Raw genomic sequence first — 17,068 nt, 5'->3', positions numbered from 1 at the left:
GGCCCGGTGCCAGGAAAAATAAAATGAGCCAAAAGGTTGGAGACCGTCTGAAAGCCATTCGGAATATGTACGGTTTGTCACAACGTGAACTCGCCCGGCGGGCCGGGGTGACAAACAGTACCATTTCCACTATCGAGCAAAACCGGGTCAGCCCGTCAGTTGATTCGCTGGCCAAGGTTTTGCAGGGCATTCCGATATCGATGATCGATTTTTTCACCATCGACATCGAAAATGGCGAAGAGATCTTTTTCAAGCGGGATGATCTTGTCGAGCTATCGGACGGCACCATGTCGATGCGGCTGGTCGGGGCAACCCGAAAAGACCGGCAGCTTCGTGTGCTGCATGAAATTTATCCGGTTGGTGGCGATACCGGCAGCAAGTTGATTGTGCAAAAAGGCGAGGAAGCGGGTGTTGTTGTTCGTGGCAAGCTGGAAGTCACCGTCGGTGAACGGGCGCAGGTGTTAAGTGCCGGTGATGCCTATTATTTCAATGCTGAAATCCCGCATCGTTTTCGCAACGCCGGCGATGTTGAATGTGAAGTGGTGAGTGCAGCAACACCACCGTCATACTGAATTCATAATTTTGCGTAAGCAAGGTAGGGCACAATAGCATGCCCGATCTGCCAAAGGAGTTATCCCATGAGCACAGCTTTAAGCTTTGATGCCTTAAAATCGCAGGCTAGCAGCCTTGATTTCCGCAATAAGGCATTTATCAATGGCGCGTATGTCGATGCGCTTTCGGGCAAGACCTTTGAGTGCATCAGCCCGCGTGATGGATCGGTTCTGACGAAAATTGCCGAATGCGACAGTGCCGATGTTGACCGCGCGGTTGCTGCGGCCCGTGCCGTTTTTGAAAAAGGCAGTTGGTCAGAAGCATCGCCGGGCACGCGCAAGGCGGTGATGATGAAATTTGCCGACCTGATGGAAAAGCATGCCGCCGAACTGGCCCTGCTGGAAAGCCTTGATATGGGCAAACCGATCACGCTTGCGGTGCGGGATGATATTCCTTTGTCCTACAAGTGCATTCGCTGGTACGCCGAAGCCATCGACAAGATTTATGACGAAATTTCGCCGTCTGACCCGCATTCGATTGGTATGATCACGCGCGAGCCGCTGGGCGTGGTTGCCGCTGTGGTGCCGTGGAATTTCCCGCTGATGATGGCGGTTTGGAAATTGGGCCCGGCACTGGCGATGGGGAATTCCATCATTCTCAAACCGGCAGAGCAATCATCCCTGACGGCTTTGCGGGTAGCGGAACTCGCTGTTGAGGCGGGCATTCCTGAAGGTGTGTTGAACGTTGTGCCGGGCTTTGGGCCAACGGCAGGCAAGGCGTTGGGCCTGCATGAAGATGTTGATTGCATAACGTTCACCGGGTCGGGCGAAGTGGGCAAGCTGTTCCTGCAATATTCAGGTCAGTCGAACATGAAGCGCGTGTGGTTGGAATGCGGCGGTAAAAGCCCGAATATTGTTCTGGCAGACTGCCCGGACCTTGATGCCGCTGCCGAGGCGGCAGCCGGTGGTATTTTCTATAACCAGGGCGAGGTTTGTACGGCGGGGTCGCGCCTGATTGTGGAGGAGTCAATCAAGGATGAATTCATCGAAAAGGTGATTGCGGCGGGTAAGGCCATGCAGCCGGGCGATCCGCTGGATCCCAACAGTGAAATGGGCGCGATTGTTGATGAAACCCAGATGAACCGTGTTTTGGGTTACATTGAAAAAGGTCAGTCCGAAGGGGCGGCCGTTTCCCTTGGCGGTAACCGTGTTCGCACCGAAAGTGGTGGTTATTACATTGAACCGACTGTTTTCGACGGTGTGACCAATGCCATGACCATTGCGCGCGAGGAAATTTTTGGCCCGGTGCTGTCGGTTATTTCTGTTGCCGATTGGCAGGAAGCCGTTAAAACCGCGAATGATACACCCTATGGGTTGGCAGCCGCAGTTTGGACACGCGACATTAACAAGGCGCATCTGGCGGCCCGTAAATTGCGCGCAGGCCTGGTGTGGGTGAATTGCTGGGATGGCGGGTCGATCACCATGCCGTTCGGCGGGTATAAACAGTCTGGCACCGGTCGTGACCGGTCGCTGCATGCACTGGACAAGTATTGTGAAATCAAGTCGACCTGGATTGCACTGGGCGACGCCTGAAATATGAAAGGGCGCGATTAAAATGAGCAGCAGTACCGGCGTCATTGACAGCAAAGGCGGCGATAACGCTTTTACCGCAAAATCGGTGCATCAGAATACCAGCGAACCGATGTATTCCGGTGCGCTTTCCTTCATGCGTCGCCGCTATAGCCGCGACCTTGACGGGATTGATGTGGCGGTAACGGGTGTGCCTTATGACCTTGCCACTTCTTCGCGCCCGGGTACGCGCCTGGGCCCGCAGGGGGTGCGTCGTGCCTCGGCACATTTGGCCTGGGCACCACACTTTCCGTCTGGTCGGGATATTTTTGGTGAATTGGCGGTTATTGACTATGGCGACATGGTCATTGATCCTGGTCATCCGGAAAAACTGCCCGAGATGATCGAAGATCACGCCCGCACTATCGTGCAGTCTGGTGCAAAGATGCTGACGATTGGCGGGGATCATTTTGTGACCTATCCGATCCTTAAAGCGCATGCCGAAAAATATGGCGAAGGCATTTCCCTGATCCAGTTTGATGCCCATTCCGACACCTGGGAAGATGACGGCGACCGTATCGATCATGGCACCATGTTCTGGCATGCGGCCCAGAAGGGTATTGTTGATCCGTCCAAATCGATTCAGGTGGGTATTCGGACCCATAATGACTCGACACATGGTTTCAACATTCTATATGGACCGGATGTGCAATCCATGTCGGTTGCCGAGATCGTCACCCGTATCAAGGAAGTGGTTGGCGACCGTCCGGCCTATATCACCTTTGATATTGACGGCCTTGATCCGTGCTACGCGCCGGGAACGGGCACGCCGGTGTTGGGGGGCTTGACCACCCATCAGGCCGTATCGATCCTGCGGGGCCTAGAAGGTATCAATCTGATTGGCAGTGATGTGGTTGAGGTTTCGCCGCCCTTCGATGTGTCGGACATTACATCCCTGGCGGGGGCGACGATGGCGTGGGAAATGCTTAATCTTCACGCGGCCAATAAGAAATAATTATCAAACTTTCTGGTGATGCGTTTCAATGCGACCGGTATCCGGGTAGGATGCCGGTCGTTTTATTTTACGATAGCGCAGGATGTTGACATGGAATCTGTATCGATCTCGCTTTTGACGATTTGTGGTATCGAAGAACTGCCCGATCATGCCGAACGCAAAGTAACGCATATTCTGTCCGTCCTTGACCCTGATATGCCCGATCCTGAGGCCTTTGGCAAATTTGCCCCGCATGAACGGACCATCTTGCGTTTTCACGATATTATCGAGGATCGCCCCGGTATGGAAATGCCGCGTCGGGATCATGTTGAAAAGGTTCTGGCCTTTGGCGAAGAATTGGCAAAATCCTGCGATTTGCGCGAAGACGGGCATTTGCTGGTGCATTGCCATATGGGGGTTTCGCGCTCTACCGCCTCAATGGTGATGTTAATGGCGCAGGCCCAGCCGGAAATTTCCGAGGACGAGCTGTTTAAGCGCCTGGCGGCCATTCGTCCGCAAGCCTGGCCAAATTCGGTGATGATTGCGTATGCCGACGAATTGCTGGGCCGTGACGGGCGGTTTACCGAGGCGCTGCGCCGTCATTATGGCCGCCAGATCGAACGTGATCCGCATTTTGTAACCTGGATGACCGAACTGGGCCGTGAACGCGAAGTGGATATGGCTGTTTCATCGTAAAGGAGCGCCATATTTGGCCGGTTAATACCGCGATTGGCTTTTTGTTTGCGACAGGGATTGAATCGATTAAAAGAGGGCTGTCCCACACCGGAAACGTACAGGTCGGTATTACCGACGAAATAAGCGGAGAACGTATATGACGGCAAAAGCAGTTTGCCTTGGCGAGTTGTTGATTGATTTTGTACCGACGGTGACGGGGACAGGTCTTGCCGATGCTCCAGCCTTTGCCAAGGCCGCCGGGGGGGCGCCGGGCAATGTGGCTGTTGGCTTGCAACGGTTGGGCATTGAAACCGGGTTTATTGGCAAACTGGGCGATGATGCCTTTGGGCATTTTCTGGTCGATACCCTGAAAGCCGATGACGTTGACACATCGGGCATTGTTTTGACCAAGGAAGCCCTGACGGGCCTGGCTTTTGTGTCATTACGGGCAGATGGCGAACGTGAATTTTCGTTTTATCGTTCTCCGTCGGCCGACATGCTTTTGTCGGTGCCGGATCTTGATGTTGATATGCTTAAAGGATGCGAACTGTTTCATTACGGTACCCTGTGCATGATTGATGACGATCCGCGTGAAGCGACCCTGCGTGCGATTGAAATTGCCCGCGAGGGTGGGGCGATCATTTCGTGCGATCCCAACCTGCGTTTGCCGTTATGGCCCTCGGCCGATCGCGCGCGCGAGATTTTGCGCCTTGCCATTTCAAAGGCCGACATCGTTAAAATCTCTGATGACGAAGTGACCTTCCTGACAGGTGAAGAAGACCACGAGGCAGGATTGAAACAGCTTTGGTGTGATCACTGGAAGCTTTGCATCGTCACGATGGGGTCAAAAGGCAGCCGTTATTACACCCGCGAGTGGAATGGGTTTGCCGAACCGTTTAGTGTGACGTCGGTTGATGCCACCGGGGCCGGGGATGGTTTTACCGCCGGCTTTTTGTCGCGCCTGCTCAAAAATGCCGATTTGCTGTCTTCGGCGGAACAGGTTGGGGCTGCCTGTCGTTTTGCAAATGCGGTGGGGGCCCTGACGGCAACCAAACGCGGGGCAATTAACGCCTTGCCAACAGAAACAGAGGTTTTGGCCTTTATGGCCGAAGCTTGATGACGGTAATGGCAAAAACATAATTTCGGGCGGTGATTCCACATAATTGCCCGAAAGTTTTATACAGACTGTCCCACACAGTTTTCCGCTGGCCGAAAATAGCCTAATGACCTGTAATCCGAGGATAGAATGGCGACAGAACGTTTGAACGAATGTTGGGAAAATCTGAAGCAGATTGGCGCGGAAGTTTCCAGCGAACTGAACCTGCGAGATGCCTTTGCCGAAGATCCGGCACGGTTTTCGCGTTATCACACCGCTCTGGATGACCTGTTTGTCGATTATTCCAAAAACCTGATTACCGACGATGTTTTAAACGGCCTTCTTGAATTGGCAAAAGAGGCTGGTGTGGCAGACTGGCGGGACCGCATGTTTGCCGGAGAACGCATCAACATTACCGAACATCGTGCCGTTCTTCATATTGCCTTGCGCAACCTTGACGGGGATCCGATCGAGGTGGATGGCGAAGATGTGATGCCCGCCGTCAAGGACGTATTGGCGCGTATGAAGGACTTTGCCGCGCGTGTTCATAGCGGCGAATGGACAGGCCATACCGGCAAGAAAATTACCGATGTCGTCAATATTGGTATTGGGGGGTCCGATTTGGGCCCGGTGATGGTTAATGAGGCCCTGCGTCCGTATCACATTGATGGCATTAAATGCCATTTTGTCTCGAACGTGGATGGGGCACATATTGTTGATACCCTCAAGGACCTGGATGCGGAAACGACGCTGTTTATCATCGCATCGAAAACTTTTACCACCGACGAAACCCTGACCAACGCCTATTCCGCACGCAGCTGGCTTTTGGATGCGCTGGGTGATGAAGCGGCGGTGGCAAAGCATTTTGTCGCTGTGTCAACCGCGCTGGATAAGGTGGCGGAATTTGGCATTGATACGGTCAATGCCTTTGGTTTCTGGGATTGGGTCGGTGGCCGTTATAGCCTGTGGTCGGCCATTGGCCTGCCGATTATTCTGGCGGTTGGTTATGACCGGTTTGAAGAATTGTTGCGCGGTGGTGCGGCAATGGACCGGCATTTCAAAACAGCACCTTTGGCCGAAAATATTCCGGTTATTCTGGGGTTAATCGGGGTTTGGTATCGCAATATTCTGGGTGCTTCCAGCGTTGCGATTTTGCCTTATGACCAGCATTTGTCGCGTTTGCCAGCTTATCTGCAGCAGGCGGATATGGAAAGTAACGGCAAATCGACGACGCGCGATGGCAAAAAGGTGCAAACGGCGACCGGCCCGGTCATTTGGGGCGAGCCAGGTACGAACGGGCAGCATGCCTTTTACCAGTTGATCCATCAGGGCACGGAATTGATCCCGGTGGATTTCATGGTTGCGGCCAAACCGTTGCATGATTTGCAAAACCATCACGACAAGCTGGTTGCCAACTGCTTTGCCCAGGCAGAGGCCCTGATGGTGGGTAAAACCGAGGCTGAAGTACGCCATGAGCTTGAAGCACAGGGCATGGCGGCAGATGAGATTGATGTTCTGGCACCGCATAAGGTTTTTGCCGGGAATAAACCCAGCACCATGATCCTGTATCGCCAGCTTGATCCGTTCACGCTCGGCCGTTTGATTGCCATGTATGAACATAAAATCTTTGTTCAGGGTGTGATCTGGAACGTTAATTCCTATGACCAGTGGGGGGTGGAACTCGGCAAGCAATTGGCAAAGGAATTATTGCCAATGGTGCAGGGCAGTGAAAGTGCGGAAAAGCGCGATGCCTCTACCGCTGGTCTGATTGCGGAATTGCGCAGTCTTCAGTCCTGACAGGATCTTTGTGATTTCTGCTGATTTGTGCGGGCAGCGTCATTGGGCGCTGCCTTGTTATTTTTGGATCGACATGGGGTTCAGGCAATTGTGCTGCAATCACGTATCATGTTGGCCTGTGCATGATTGCTCCCAAATCCGATTCAGGACATGAATTTAACCAAAGTCTCTGCTTGTGATCGGCGGAAGGTTGGAACGGAGGCCTGCAGGTTATTATCAGTCAGCTAAAAATAAAGCGATACCCCCTTCATTCGGTCACAACCTGGCATATTTTGCCCAAGGATTGTTTATTGTCAGGAGATAGTTTAAAACAGCCTCCAATTGATGATCGGACCTCGGATCATCCACATCGTAACGAAATATCTCATAATATTTTTTGGTTATCTCTGCCGAGTGTTGATGAGGAGGCGGCAAGACATCGCCGTTTTCATAATCATAATCCAGAACATCATCCATTGTCCGGGCAATGCTCATTGACCAACTGGCGACGGAACTCTCAGCCGAGCCAATATCATTCATTGATTTGACGTTTGCCAAGCCATCTCTGAACGATTTTAAATGAATAAATGCTGTCCGTTTGGCTTTCTCCAAACCTTGGTATGCACATTTTAAAAACGCTTTGTCATTTGGCGATATTAAAGCGGCCTTTGCACCTTTTAATAAAGGCTGACCATTTTCAAGATGCAACCTTATCTGTTCGCGCAAATTTTCAATCAGGCCCGGATAAGCTGCCATCATTTGGTCAGATTCCTGAAAAAAAGTTACGATTTCTTTAGCGCTCAACATGGCTCAGGGTGTGGCATATTTCGCCCAAGGGTTGTCCACATTGCGAAGATAATTCGCAAAATCTTTCATTTCTTGGGTTTCAAGTGGCCCATTAATCTCTCGTGGGAACACAATCATCATTTCATCATCAATTTTTGTAAAGAACTTGTAGGCGGGCGGTAACATCTGACTCTCGTAGGGATATTCTCCAACCACAGCCCCCAAACTAGTAAAAACCGTTTCCGAAAATCTCTCGGCAATATCCAATGCCTCTCCAACTCTTGCGCCAGAAAGATGACCTCTCATTCTATCCAGTTTCTTTGAAAGACTGCTCTCAACATGATCAAGAGTATTGATACAACCTCTTAAATAATCTCCTGATGCAGGATTTAACAAAAAAATACGCAGGTCTTGCGGCAATGGCTTTCCCATACGCAAATGATCCGCAATAATATCTTTTACATTCAAAACCTTAATTCTGTATTCCTGAATGAGGAATTCAGCCAATTTAAATGCTGCAACCGCTCTTTTCATAGATCGCACTCCCCTATTTGTCCAGCATTTATAATTGATCTTAACGGTTCTACCTGCGCCCGGTCATTCCACTAAGTATGATAATATTCCTTTATCTGATTCAGAGAAACAGCGCCTTCTTTTGTGCCCGATAAGAAAAATCTGTCATTGCCTTTGATTGGGGTGTGATTTAGAGGATTCTTACACTTTTTTGATCTAAATGTGCGCGTATTTGATCCATGGATTTTTCACTTCACGTAAATACCTGACAAATTCTTTCTCTCTTGGCCCTTCGTAAACTTGGAATATTTTATAAATATTCAAACGAATGTCATGCAAATAACTGGCTGGGGATGGAAAAATATCGCTTTGGTATATGTCGGCTAAGTAGTCATGCCAAGCACGGTGAATCCCCCCGATGCCGGATATTATATAAAAAGCTTCGTTCACATTACATATGCCCAAAGATTTTTTATAATTTATACTTATTAAATTCAAATGATCTAATCCTTGATCTTGGAAAAAGGCCATGACCTGTCTAACACTGTCGACATCATTCGGATGCCAAATCGGCGCATTTGCCCCTTCCACTAGTGGTTCACCAAGTTCAAAAAATTTTTTTAAATGTACGATCAGGTCCTGTAGCTTTGACGGATAGGCCTCAAGACGTCTATCAGCCTCAGAAAATAGCTTTATTTCTTCACTAAACTGATTCATGAGTCACACTCATCAATTTTTCCAGCTTGCCGTGTTGAACGTAACGCATCTGACGGAGCGTTGCATTTCGTATATTTGAAGCCTATTTGCCGTTTCTCGAGAATGGCAGGAATATCTCGACCTTTCTTGGGAAACCATAACTGTTCACCACCCCCATCCAATATCATGCCTGGATGTAAGACGTCTGGATCATGCTTTGTCGCATCACCCAAATCCTGTGGCCAATAGGGCCAATTAATGCAGCAGGAGGAGGCGGGACTTTTGCAAACATATATCCTCCACCGAGATTCCAGTCATGCAAACAGCGTCGCGGACACGCCACGTTATGGTTTTGCACTATATCCTCATGACACCATAATATGAGATCATTTGATAGGCAGGGGAAATAAATCTATGATTTTATCAGTTTCCCGTATCATTCAAGATTTAGCATGTTTCGCCCAAGGATTGTTTACTGTCAGGAGATAGTTCAAAACAGCCTCCAATTGACGATCGGACCTCGGATTATCCACATCGTACCGAAATATATCATAATATTTTTTGGTTATCTCTGCCGAGTGTTGATGAGGAGGCGGCAAGACATCGCCGTTCTCATAATCATAATCCAGAACATCGTCCATTGTGCGCGCAATGCTCATTGACCAATCCGCAACAGAAATCTTTGCTGATCTAACGTCATTTATTGATTTGACGTTTACCAAGCCATCTCTGAACGATTTTAAATGAATAAATGCTGTCCGTTTGGCTTTCGCCAAACCTTGGTGTGCACGTTTTAATAACGCTTTGTCATTTGGCGCTATTAAAGCAGCCTCTGCGCCTTTTAATAAAGGCTGACTCTTTTCAAGATGCAGTCTTATCTGTTCGCGCAAATTTTCAATTAGGCTTGGGTAAGCTGCCATCATTGTGTCTGCTTTCTCGAAAAACTCGATGATTTCTTCTGTTTCATTCAAGGTTTGGCATATTTCGTCCAAGGGTTGTCCACATTGCGAAGATAATTAGCGAAATCTCTCTTTTCTTCCGTCTCCAATGGGCTATCGAGGTTTCTTGGGAAGATTTTTTTTGTTTCATCGTTAATTATTCGAAAAAAATTATACGAAGGCGGTAGTAATTCGCTTTCATAAGGATATTCGCCAAATACATTCGCGAGATTATTGAAAACATCTCTTGTTAAACTTTCTGCGATAAGCAAGGCGTCGACAACATTGCATTGAGCAAGAAAGTATCTCATTCGGTATAACTTTTTTAACAGGCCCTCTGCCACATAATCAAGAACTCTAACTGAAATTCTTAAATTGTCTGTGGAATTAGGGTTGACTAGAATCTCACGCAAATCTTTTGGTAATGGCTTTCCGAATCTTAAATGATCCTCAATCATATTCTTAATGTTCAAAATTTTATTTCTGTATTCTTGTATGGCATCTTCTGCCGTTTGAAATACCTTAACCGCATTTTTCATAGATCGCACTCTCCTATTTTTCCGGCATTTCTTGTTGGCCGTAACGGTTCCACTGGTGCCCGATCATTCCAATAAGTATGATAATATTCCTTTATCTGATCCGGAGAAACAGCACCTTCTCTTGTTCCTGGCAACCAGACCTGCTCACCGCCTCCGGGCAAGACATGACCAGGTAAATTTTCACTTTTCTGCGGACCAATTCGGCCTATCAGAGCATGATCGGGAGGTGGCACCTTAGCAACAACATAGGCACTAGCGGCATTCCAGTTTTGTAGCACAGCGTTATCACGTCGCCATTCCGCTTCAGAGTTCGATGGTTGGGATCGGCTCCAAAACCCGCCTGTTTGATCTTCTTCCTTACCAATCACCCGATAAAGCTCGTTAATCTGCTCTTCGGAAGGTATATTTTTATCATTTCCCAATTTTTTAATGACCGGCTTCTCGGCAAACGAACCCAGTATCTTATCCTTAAAAAAATCAGGACTTGTTTCTGCCACGGTTCGGATGGAATTTGGTAAATCTGGATCTGATAACAACTCATCGTACCATTGTTCGACCCTAATTTCGTGTAAATCTCGAAAGTTCTTAAACTCGGCGTTATCCGGCACAGTAGAGCCTTTTGGCTCCGGCAAAGACGGACTCCAGCTTGGTCGGTCCATTGTCTTTTGCCAATGCCGATAAGGGCCATAATTGATAACCATGTCAGTTACGCGCCGAATAATAACTGAGTGCCCCGGCAGGACGGAAAATGCTCTCGTGGCATACCCTGAGGTCGCCCTTAAAATCCGTTTTTTGATCGCCTGCGCGGCCGCTTCAAAGTTACGGCTTGCCATGCCGCGCACTTTTTTGATGGTCGCAAGGGCGTCATTAACCATGCCTGTCGGCATCACGCTGCCCAGCAGCGAAACCTTTTGCGCGGTCAGGTCCAGAAACTCGTCAAATTTTTGCGAAACAAAACCAACCTGGTCCACCACATCGTCGGCGAGCTTGGTGACAAAGCGATAGCCATTGACCCGCATCCCGGTGCGGTGCAGCGCCTTGTTGATATAGACCAGCACCCGCCCGATTTCCGAGACGTTCTTCCAGATGATTTTGATCACGCCTTTCGCCAGCGAGCCCAGCGAGGGGACAAGGCCAATCAGGCAGGCAAAAACACCAACCCAAACGCCGATTTCATCGTACCGTTTGTCCCGGATAAGCAGTTTACTGTTGGCGATCAGGTCACGCAGATCCGCCACCTGATCGACCACCGGCACGGCGGTGACGATGGCATTGGTAATGATCTGGCTGGTCGACATGTTTTCATTGAAGTCGCCCTGAAGAGTCCCCCAGGTCCACTCGGCACCCGAGGCGATACTGGAGGCAACACTTTCTGCTGCCCGTTCCAGCCAGTTGCGTTCATCTTCAACCGGGGCGGGTTCTTCAAACGGTACCGGTTCGGTCGGATCATCAAAGAAAAAGACCTCAACCTCGCCATCGTAATCGCCAAGATCGACATGGATATATCGATGTTTGGAGAGTTCGCTGACGGTTAACACACCTTCGGCAATGACCTCGCCGCCCGGCTCCCCGCCATTGGGTTTTTGCACCACATAAAGGGTGTCGGTAACGGCCTGCTCGTCGGGATATTCATAGCGCAAATGAATCCAGTTGCCGTCATGGCAATGCTGGCAACCATCCGACGCGACCCGCCCGCCTTCGGAGGAGGCCAGTTCCTGGGCTTTCTGATATTCGCTTGTAATCTGGTTCATGTCATTCGTACCTGTCAGGCTATTTCCAGACGACGTAAAAACTCGGTCTTCAACGACGCAAAAAGCCTGTCAGGCGGTTGTCTGGCAAACAGGTCGGCAAGGACTGACTGCAAGGGATCATCCAGAAAGAAAGGGGTAAATACCAGAGCACAAATCATGTGGGCGGCTTGTTGCGTTTCAGACACAAGGCCATGTTTCTCCCACGCCTCCCGACATTGCCCGACAAAAGAGTTTGTATTTTTGCCCGGTACAAAGGCAGAGAATTGTTCACGTACCTGATCGGGACCGGGAGACTTTTCAGCCATACCTTGCTCTAGCATCGGCAAAAGCTGTTTCAGTGTGGCATTGGCCATCAGAATGCCGGGCAGTTGGCTGGCCTGAAAGGCCGCTTCAAATTTCTGCACCCTAAGCACCGGGCTATGTCCGCTCTGATAAAGGCAGGATTCAGCCAAAGACTGTACCCGGGCATCCTGCAGGAAGCCGGTGCCGAAAAAGGCGGACATGGTGGCGATTTTGGCAATCTCGTTGCGATGGACAAAGCCCTTGTCGCGACAGTTTTTTGCTACCGTCTCGATCATCTCAACGACAGGACCAACGCTTGCAATCCCGAGCCGTTTAAAATGCAGTGGTGCAATGCCAAACAGTTTTTCGCCAAACTCGTGGGCGAACCGGTCCTGCTGCTGCCGTCCCAGTCCGGCCCGTTTTTCGGCAGTCAGAATGAAGGGCGCTTTTTCGACGTCACAATCAATCCGGGAGGAAATTTTAAACAGGCTACTACCAACCGGCGCATAAATGGCCCGGATCGGCACCTGATCCCGCGGATGCAGCAACCCGGCAACATTTTCGCGTTCATGGCGGATCAGCGAAAACAGATTGACGGTCTCGCGCGGCTCCCAAAACCGCAGATAATACCATTGTTCCTGTTCATCACGGACACGGGTATATTTGCGAAAGTGGGAATGGATGTCGTCAATGGTGGCGCGTGACCGAATATAAATCGCCGGTTCTCGATGCCAAAGATGGCGGGTTGTTGCCTGTTCATGGGCATCGGGATCTTGGGTAAACAGGATCCGGGTAAAGTCGGCATCGGGGTCAAGCTCGATCAGATAGGGGGCCACATCGGCAAGTTCGATGGCCGCCTTGCCCTTGAACATGCAGCGCCACGGCATTTCACAGTTTTCTAACTCGCTAAACCCGCCGGTCAGTTTGGCGGCATCTATCACCGCATAGGTTTTAAGCGGCGGGACATTTTCGGTATCGCCATAGAAGGCTATTTCTGCATCGCTCGGCGCGACATCGCCAAAGAGTGGTCCAAACAGAGCATCCGGCACGGTTTTGCGTGGATGCACGCCAAACTGGGCATCAAGCGGTGCAATCCCGGTTATTTCTTGGATTTCCAGCCAGTTTTGCGGTTCCGGTGCGGTGCTTGCGGCATTGGCAAGGCCACCAAGTTCGACCCTGTGCAGATCATGAACCTGGCGGGCGAGATGCAGGGCCTGTTTTTCACGAGCATGGCGCACCATCCATTCGGTGGCGGGCATCACATCTTCCGCCCATAACAAACGCAGCGGTCCTTCGGCATCCCCGGTTTTTGTTTCGGACACATGCGCACGCAATACGGTTTCATAGGCATCACGGTTTTCTGCCCAAACCGCCACCACGCCGCTTAAAGTTTCGCGCACAGTTGCCGTCTCTGCCATAAACCCGACATCGGTTTCATGGTCGTTGCCAAGATCACGCACAAAGTGACAATGCCCCAACCAGGGCTCGAACTTTGCTTTCGTCATGTCAGATGCACCATCAGGTGATTTCCTTGCACAGCCCGTCGCCAAACACGTTTTTTTGGCCGAAGGCTAAACCATGCCAAAACCCCATGAGCAGCGTCTGCCGGAAATTTCACCAAAACGACAATTTCGCCAAAACGAAATAAGCCTTTGTTTTTAAGATATATTATTGGGATATGGTCGATCATGCCGAATGGCATTCCGGGCGGATTTCCGCCCGGTTAGGCGGAAATCCGCCCGGTCAGGCCAAAACAACCCGCAGAATCGGGTGCGTTGCATCGTTGGTTGTGGGTAGGGTTTTGCTGGGGCCGGTTGTCGCCCTTGCTTTGCCGATCTTGAGTAATCAGCTCAAGTCATACACGCCTGACCGACGGAATGTTGGGGCTTGGGTTATTACCCCTGTAGGGCGTCGATCATGGCATGGGCCGCAGCTTCACCACTTTGAAACGCGGCTTCGATGCGTGCGCCCATGCACCAGTCACCGGCGGCAATGACACGGCCATCGGCAGAGGCAAAATGACTTTGCCCCAGCGGGCTTGTCGTGCGGGCATAGCGCCAGCGATGTGCCTGGCTTGAAACCGGCATCGGCAGTCTGGCACCTGCCTGCGCAAAGACTGTTTTTGTGACTGCGGTTATTTGGTTCACCACATCTTCGGCTTTTTCTTCCAAATGGGTTTGGGACCAATCGACCGATGCGTGGATGGTCCAGCATTCATAAGGTGCCGGGGGTGATATTGCTTTTGTAAGCGGATTGCGACCAATCCAGGATATGGCCGGATCGGGTTTGGAAAACACATCAAAGGGAAGGGCTGTGGACTCCTGAAACGCTAACATAACAGCCCAGCAGGGTGCCATTTTAACGTCGTTTATAACGTCAAATCGCGGCGAGAGAGGCATAAGGAGTTCGGCACTTTGTGGTGCCGGGATGGTAACGATCACGCCGTCAAACTCACCATGTGATATCCGGTTTTTATGGTCCTGCTCTGATGCGAAGCTGTAAAGCTGGTAACGGTTGTGATTTGTCGGGGCAATTTGTGCGATACGTGTCTTGCACTGAATGTCGAAGCCGGAATTTAAGGAACTGACAAGTTTGTTCATTGCGGGCTTCCCGCGATACCATGTTTCTGGCGGTTCGGGGGCTATGGTCGGTGTGGTTGTTGGGTCAGGCCACTGTTGTGCCGCCCAATGTTCAGCCGCGCCGCTATCAACGGCATTTTCAAGATATTGCACAAAATCGGGGTGGCGGGCAGTGGCATATTGGGCACCATGATTGAATATCCCGTAATCTGTTCTGCGGGCTGCCAGACGACCGCCCAGGCCACGGCTTTTTTCAAAAACCTGCACCTTATGTCCGGCGCGATGAAGGATATGGGCGGCATTGAGCCCGGTCATTCCGGCGCCGATGACGGCAATTTCAAAACGTGGCATACGGTTTAATCCTGCTGATATTCTTATGAATAAGATACGCAAAATGCAACCAAACGGAGCACTTAACTCAGCCCGATATTTATAAAAGCGTCATATCGGTGTCATAATAGCGTTACCGCTGGCAGGCATGTTGTCGCATTTGCCAATTTTTGACAAAGGGGACAAATCAATGCGTCGTTCGATTATGATGGCAGGTGTTGCCATTTCCGGTTTGCTTACGGCCTGTGCAGGCAACGGAACTTCAATGGATAACGGCATCAGCCTGCGAAGTGCAAATGTGGTGCCCCATCGTTTGAGCATTGCGCCTCTTGGAGAATATCGCACCCATTTGTTTGATGAAGGCGGGGCAGAAATTGTCGCCTATGACGTCGCAAGCAAGCGGGCTTTCGTGGTCAATGGTGGCGATAAGGGGATTGATATTCTTGATATTTCAGACCCGATGAATGTTTCAAAAGTTTCGACCATTGCCCTTTCAAAATGGGGTAAGGCCGCGAATAGTGTTGCCGTTCATAACGGGCTTGTCGCTGCTGCGGTTGAAAATACCGACAAACAGGCCCCTGGGCAGGCGGTGTTTTTTGACATCGATGGTAACTTCAAGGCCGCTGTAAAGGTCGGTGCATTGCCCGACATGATTAAATTCACCCATGATGGCAAACATGTGCTGGTTGCCAATGAAGGTGAGCCGAATGATGCCTTTGGCAATGACCCGGAAGGAAGCGTTGCCGTAATTTCCGTTCCGGACGATGTTACGAAAATGACCGATGCGGACGTTCGTTTCGCCCGGTTTGATGCCCTGAATAATAAAAAACTGCCTGCGGGAATGCGCACCGCCAACCCTGGCACATCCAGTGTGGCACAGGATATTGAACCGGAATATATCGCGATTAGTGCGGATGACCGGAAGGCCTATGTGACCTTGCAGGAAAACAACGCCATTGCGATTGTCGATATCGCATCAGCGCGTGTTAGCGATGTTGTTGGCCTGGGTTTCAAGGACCACATGGTAAATGCGATGGATGCCAGCAATAAGGATGGTGCCATTCGCATCAAACCCTGGCCGGTATTTGGCATGTATATGCCAGACACCATCGCCGGGATCGAGATTGACGGCAAAAATTATTACATCATCGCTAACGAAGGTGATTCCCGCGACTATAAAGGGTATAGCGAGGAAGCCCGCGTTGCTGACCTGAAACTCGACCCGTCTGCTTTCCCCAATGCAAAAGAATTGCAAAAGAAGGAAAACCTTGGTCGTCTGAAGGTTACAACCGCACAGGGTGACATCGATGGCGACGGTGATTTTGATCGGTTGTTCAGCTTTGGTGGGCGGTCATTTGCCGTTTTGGATGATCAGGCTGATATGATCTTTGATAGTGGAGATCAGATTGAGCAGTATCTTTCGGCCTATCTGCCCCGTGACTTTAATTCAAATAATGACGAAAATGGCAGCTTTGATGATCGGTCCGATGACAAGGGACCAGAGCCGGAAGGGGCCGCAGCGGGCTATGTAAATGGCGTTCCGTATGCCTTTATCGGGTTGGAACGCCAGGGGGGATTTATGGTGTATGATCTGACCAACCCGGCCAATCCGCAATTTGTGACCTATCATACGGATCGTAACTTTGAGGGTGATCCCAAGCAGGATACAGCAGGCGAATTGGCGCCCGAAGGGATGTTGTTTATTGATGCCAAACATAGTCCGACGGGTAATGCGATGCTTGTGGTCGCGTCCGAAGTTTCCGGCAGCACCATGCTTTATGATTTGAAGTAACAGAGATCATCGTCAATATGTTTTGGCAATGATATTGGCCGGCAAAAAAGTAAGGGGCGGATCAAACGGGTTTTGATCCGCCCCATGTCGTTTCGCGTCATTTTCCGGAATGTAACGGTTTTGATATATATTGCGTATGCAGAATGCTTCAATTTGTTACAAAAAACGATTACACTCCGCCGCGATCAGCAAAAAGCCATT

15 protein-coding genes are annotated in these 17,068 nt (G+C 50.3%); 7 read left to right on the top strand and 8 right to left on the bottom strand.

All coding sequences use genetic code 11. The features are described from left to right. Positions 1–23: 23 nt before the first annotated feature. From LF95_RS09050 to pgi, 6 genes are all read left to right on the top strand, one after another. Positions 24–572, top strand: coding sequence for a cupin domain-containing protein (locus LF95_RS09050; protein WP_073954627.1), 549 nt, complete (start codon positions 24–26; stop codon positions 570–572). Positions 573–638: 66 nt separating this feature from the next. Further along, entirely contained in the window at positions 639–2,144 is a 1,506-nt protein-coding gene (locus tag LF95_RS09045) for an aldehyde dehydrogenase (RefSeq protein WP_073954626.1), read from the top strand. A 22-nt stretch (positions 2,145–2,166) separates the two neighbouring features. Then, positions 2,167–3,135, top strand: a complete 969-nt coding sequence (gene speB / locus LF95_RS09040; RefSeq protein WP_073954625.1) for an agmatinase — start codon at positions 2,167–2,169, stop codon at positions 3,133–3,135. Between the two features lie 90 nt (positions 3,136–3,225). Then, complete coding sequence (locus tag LF95_RS09035; RefSeq protein WP_073954624.1) at positions 3,226–3,810, top strand: tyrosine phosphatase family protein; 585 nt, start codon at positions 3,226–3,228, stop codon at positions 3,808–3,810. 136 nt (positions 3,811–3,946) lie between these two features. Beyond that, positions 3,947–4,906, top strand: a complete 960-nt coding sequence (locus LF95_RS09030) for a PfkB family carbohydrate kinase (RefSeq protein ID WP_073954623.1) — start codon at positions 3,947–3,949, stop codon at positions 4,904–4,906. 129 nt (positions 4,907–5,035) lie between these two features. Then, entirely contained in the window at positions 5,036–6,682 is a 1,647-nt protein-coding gene (pgi, locus tag LF95_RS09025; protein WP_073954622.1) for a glucose-6-phosphate isomerase, read from the top strand. 255 nt (positions 6,683–6,937) lie between these two features. Here the strand turns inward: pgi and LF95_RS09020 are convergent, their stop codons facing one another. The 8 genes from LF95_RS09020 to LF95_RS08980 all read right to left on the bottom strand — a co-directional run bounded on the left by LF95_RS09020 (position 6,938) and on the right by LF95_RS08980 (position 15,096). Continuing rightward, positions 6,938–7,420: a hypothetical protein gene (locus tag LF95_RS09020; protein WP_073954621.1), complete on the bottom strand. Its 483-nt coding sequence runs from the start codon at positions 7,418–7,420 to the stop codon at positions 6,938–6,940. A gap of 51 nt (positions 7,421–7,471) precedes the next feature. Further along, positions 7,472–7,981, bottom strand: coding sequence for a hypothetical protein (locus LF95_RS09015; RefSeq protein ID WP_073954620.1), 510 nt, complete (start codon positions 7,979–7,981; stop codon positions 7,472–7,474). A gap of 195 nt (positions 7,982–8,176) precedes the next feature. Then, a complete protein-coding gene (locus LF95_RS09010; protein WP_073954619.1) occupies positions 8,177–8,677 on the bottom strand; it encodes a hypothetical protein in 501 nt (166 codons plus the stop codon). A 419-nt stretch (positions 8,678–9,096) separates the two neighbouring features. Then, positions 9,097–9,627: a hypothetical protein gene (locus LF95_RS09005; RefSeq protein WP_073954618.1), complete on the bottom strand. Its 531-nt coding sequence runs from the start codon at positions 9,625–9,627 to the stop codon at positions 9,097–9,099. After that, complete coding sequence (locus LF95_RS09000) at positions 9,624–10,133, bottom strand: hypothetical protein (protein WP_073954617.1); 510 nt, start codon at positions 10,131–10,133, stop codon at positions 9,624–9,626. Before LF95_RS09000 ends, LF95_RS09005 begins: the two co-directional genes overlap by 4 nt. Next, the gene (locus tag LF95_RS08995; protein WP_143181972.1) at positions 10,130–11,773 is read right to left on the bottom strand and encodes a hypothetical protein; all 1,644 of its coding nucleotides are present in this window, start codon (positions 11,771–11,773) and stop codon (positions 10,130–10,132) included. The genes LF95_RS09000 and LF95_RS08995 overlap by 4 nt, the downstream gene beginning before the upstream one ends. A gap of 125 nt (positions 11,774–11,898) precedes the next feature. After that, a complete protein-coding gene (locus LF95_RS08990) occupies positions 11,899–13,671 on the bottom strand; it encodes a DUF4123 domain-containing protein (RefSeq protein ID WP_073954615.1) in 1,773 nt (590 codons plus the stop codon). A 390-nt stretch (positions 13,672–14,061) separates the two neighbouring features. Beyond that, positions 14,062–15,096 (bottom strand): NAD(P)/FAD-dependent oxidoreductase, encoded by a 1,035-nt coding sequence (locus LF95_RS08980; protein ID WP_073954613.1) that lies wholly within the window; start codon positions 15,094–15,096, stop codon positions 14,062–14,064. Positions 15,097–15,265: 169 nt separating this feature from the next. On the opposite strand from LF95_RS08980, the gene LF95_RS08975 reads away from it, so the two are divergent. Beyond that, entirely contained in the window at positions 15,266–16,867 is a 1,602-nt protein-coding gene (locus LF95_RS08975; protein ID WP_073954946.1) for a choice-of-anchor I family protein, read from the top strand. Positions 16,868–17,068: the final 201 nt, after the last annotated feature.

The organism is Thalassospira sp. TSL5-1 (assembly GCF_001907695.1).
In the GTDB taxonomy this organism is placed as follows: domain Bacteria; phylum Pseudomonadota; class Alphaproteobacteria; order Rhodospirillales; family Thalassospiraceae; genus Thalassospira.
This window is presented reverse-complemented; position numbering and strand designations above follow the sequence as displayed.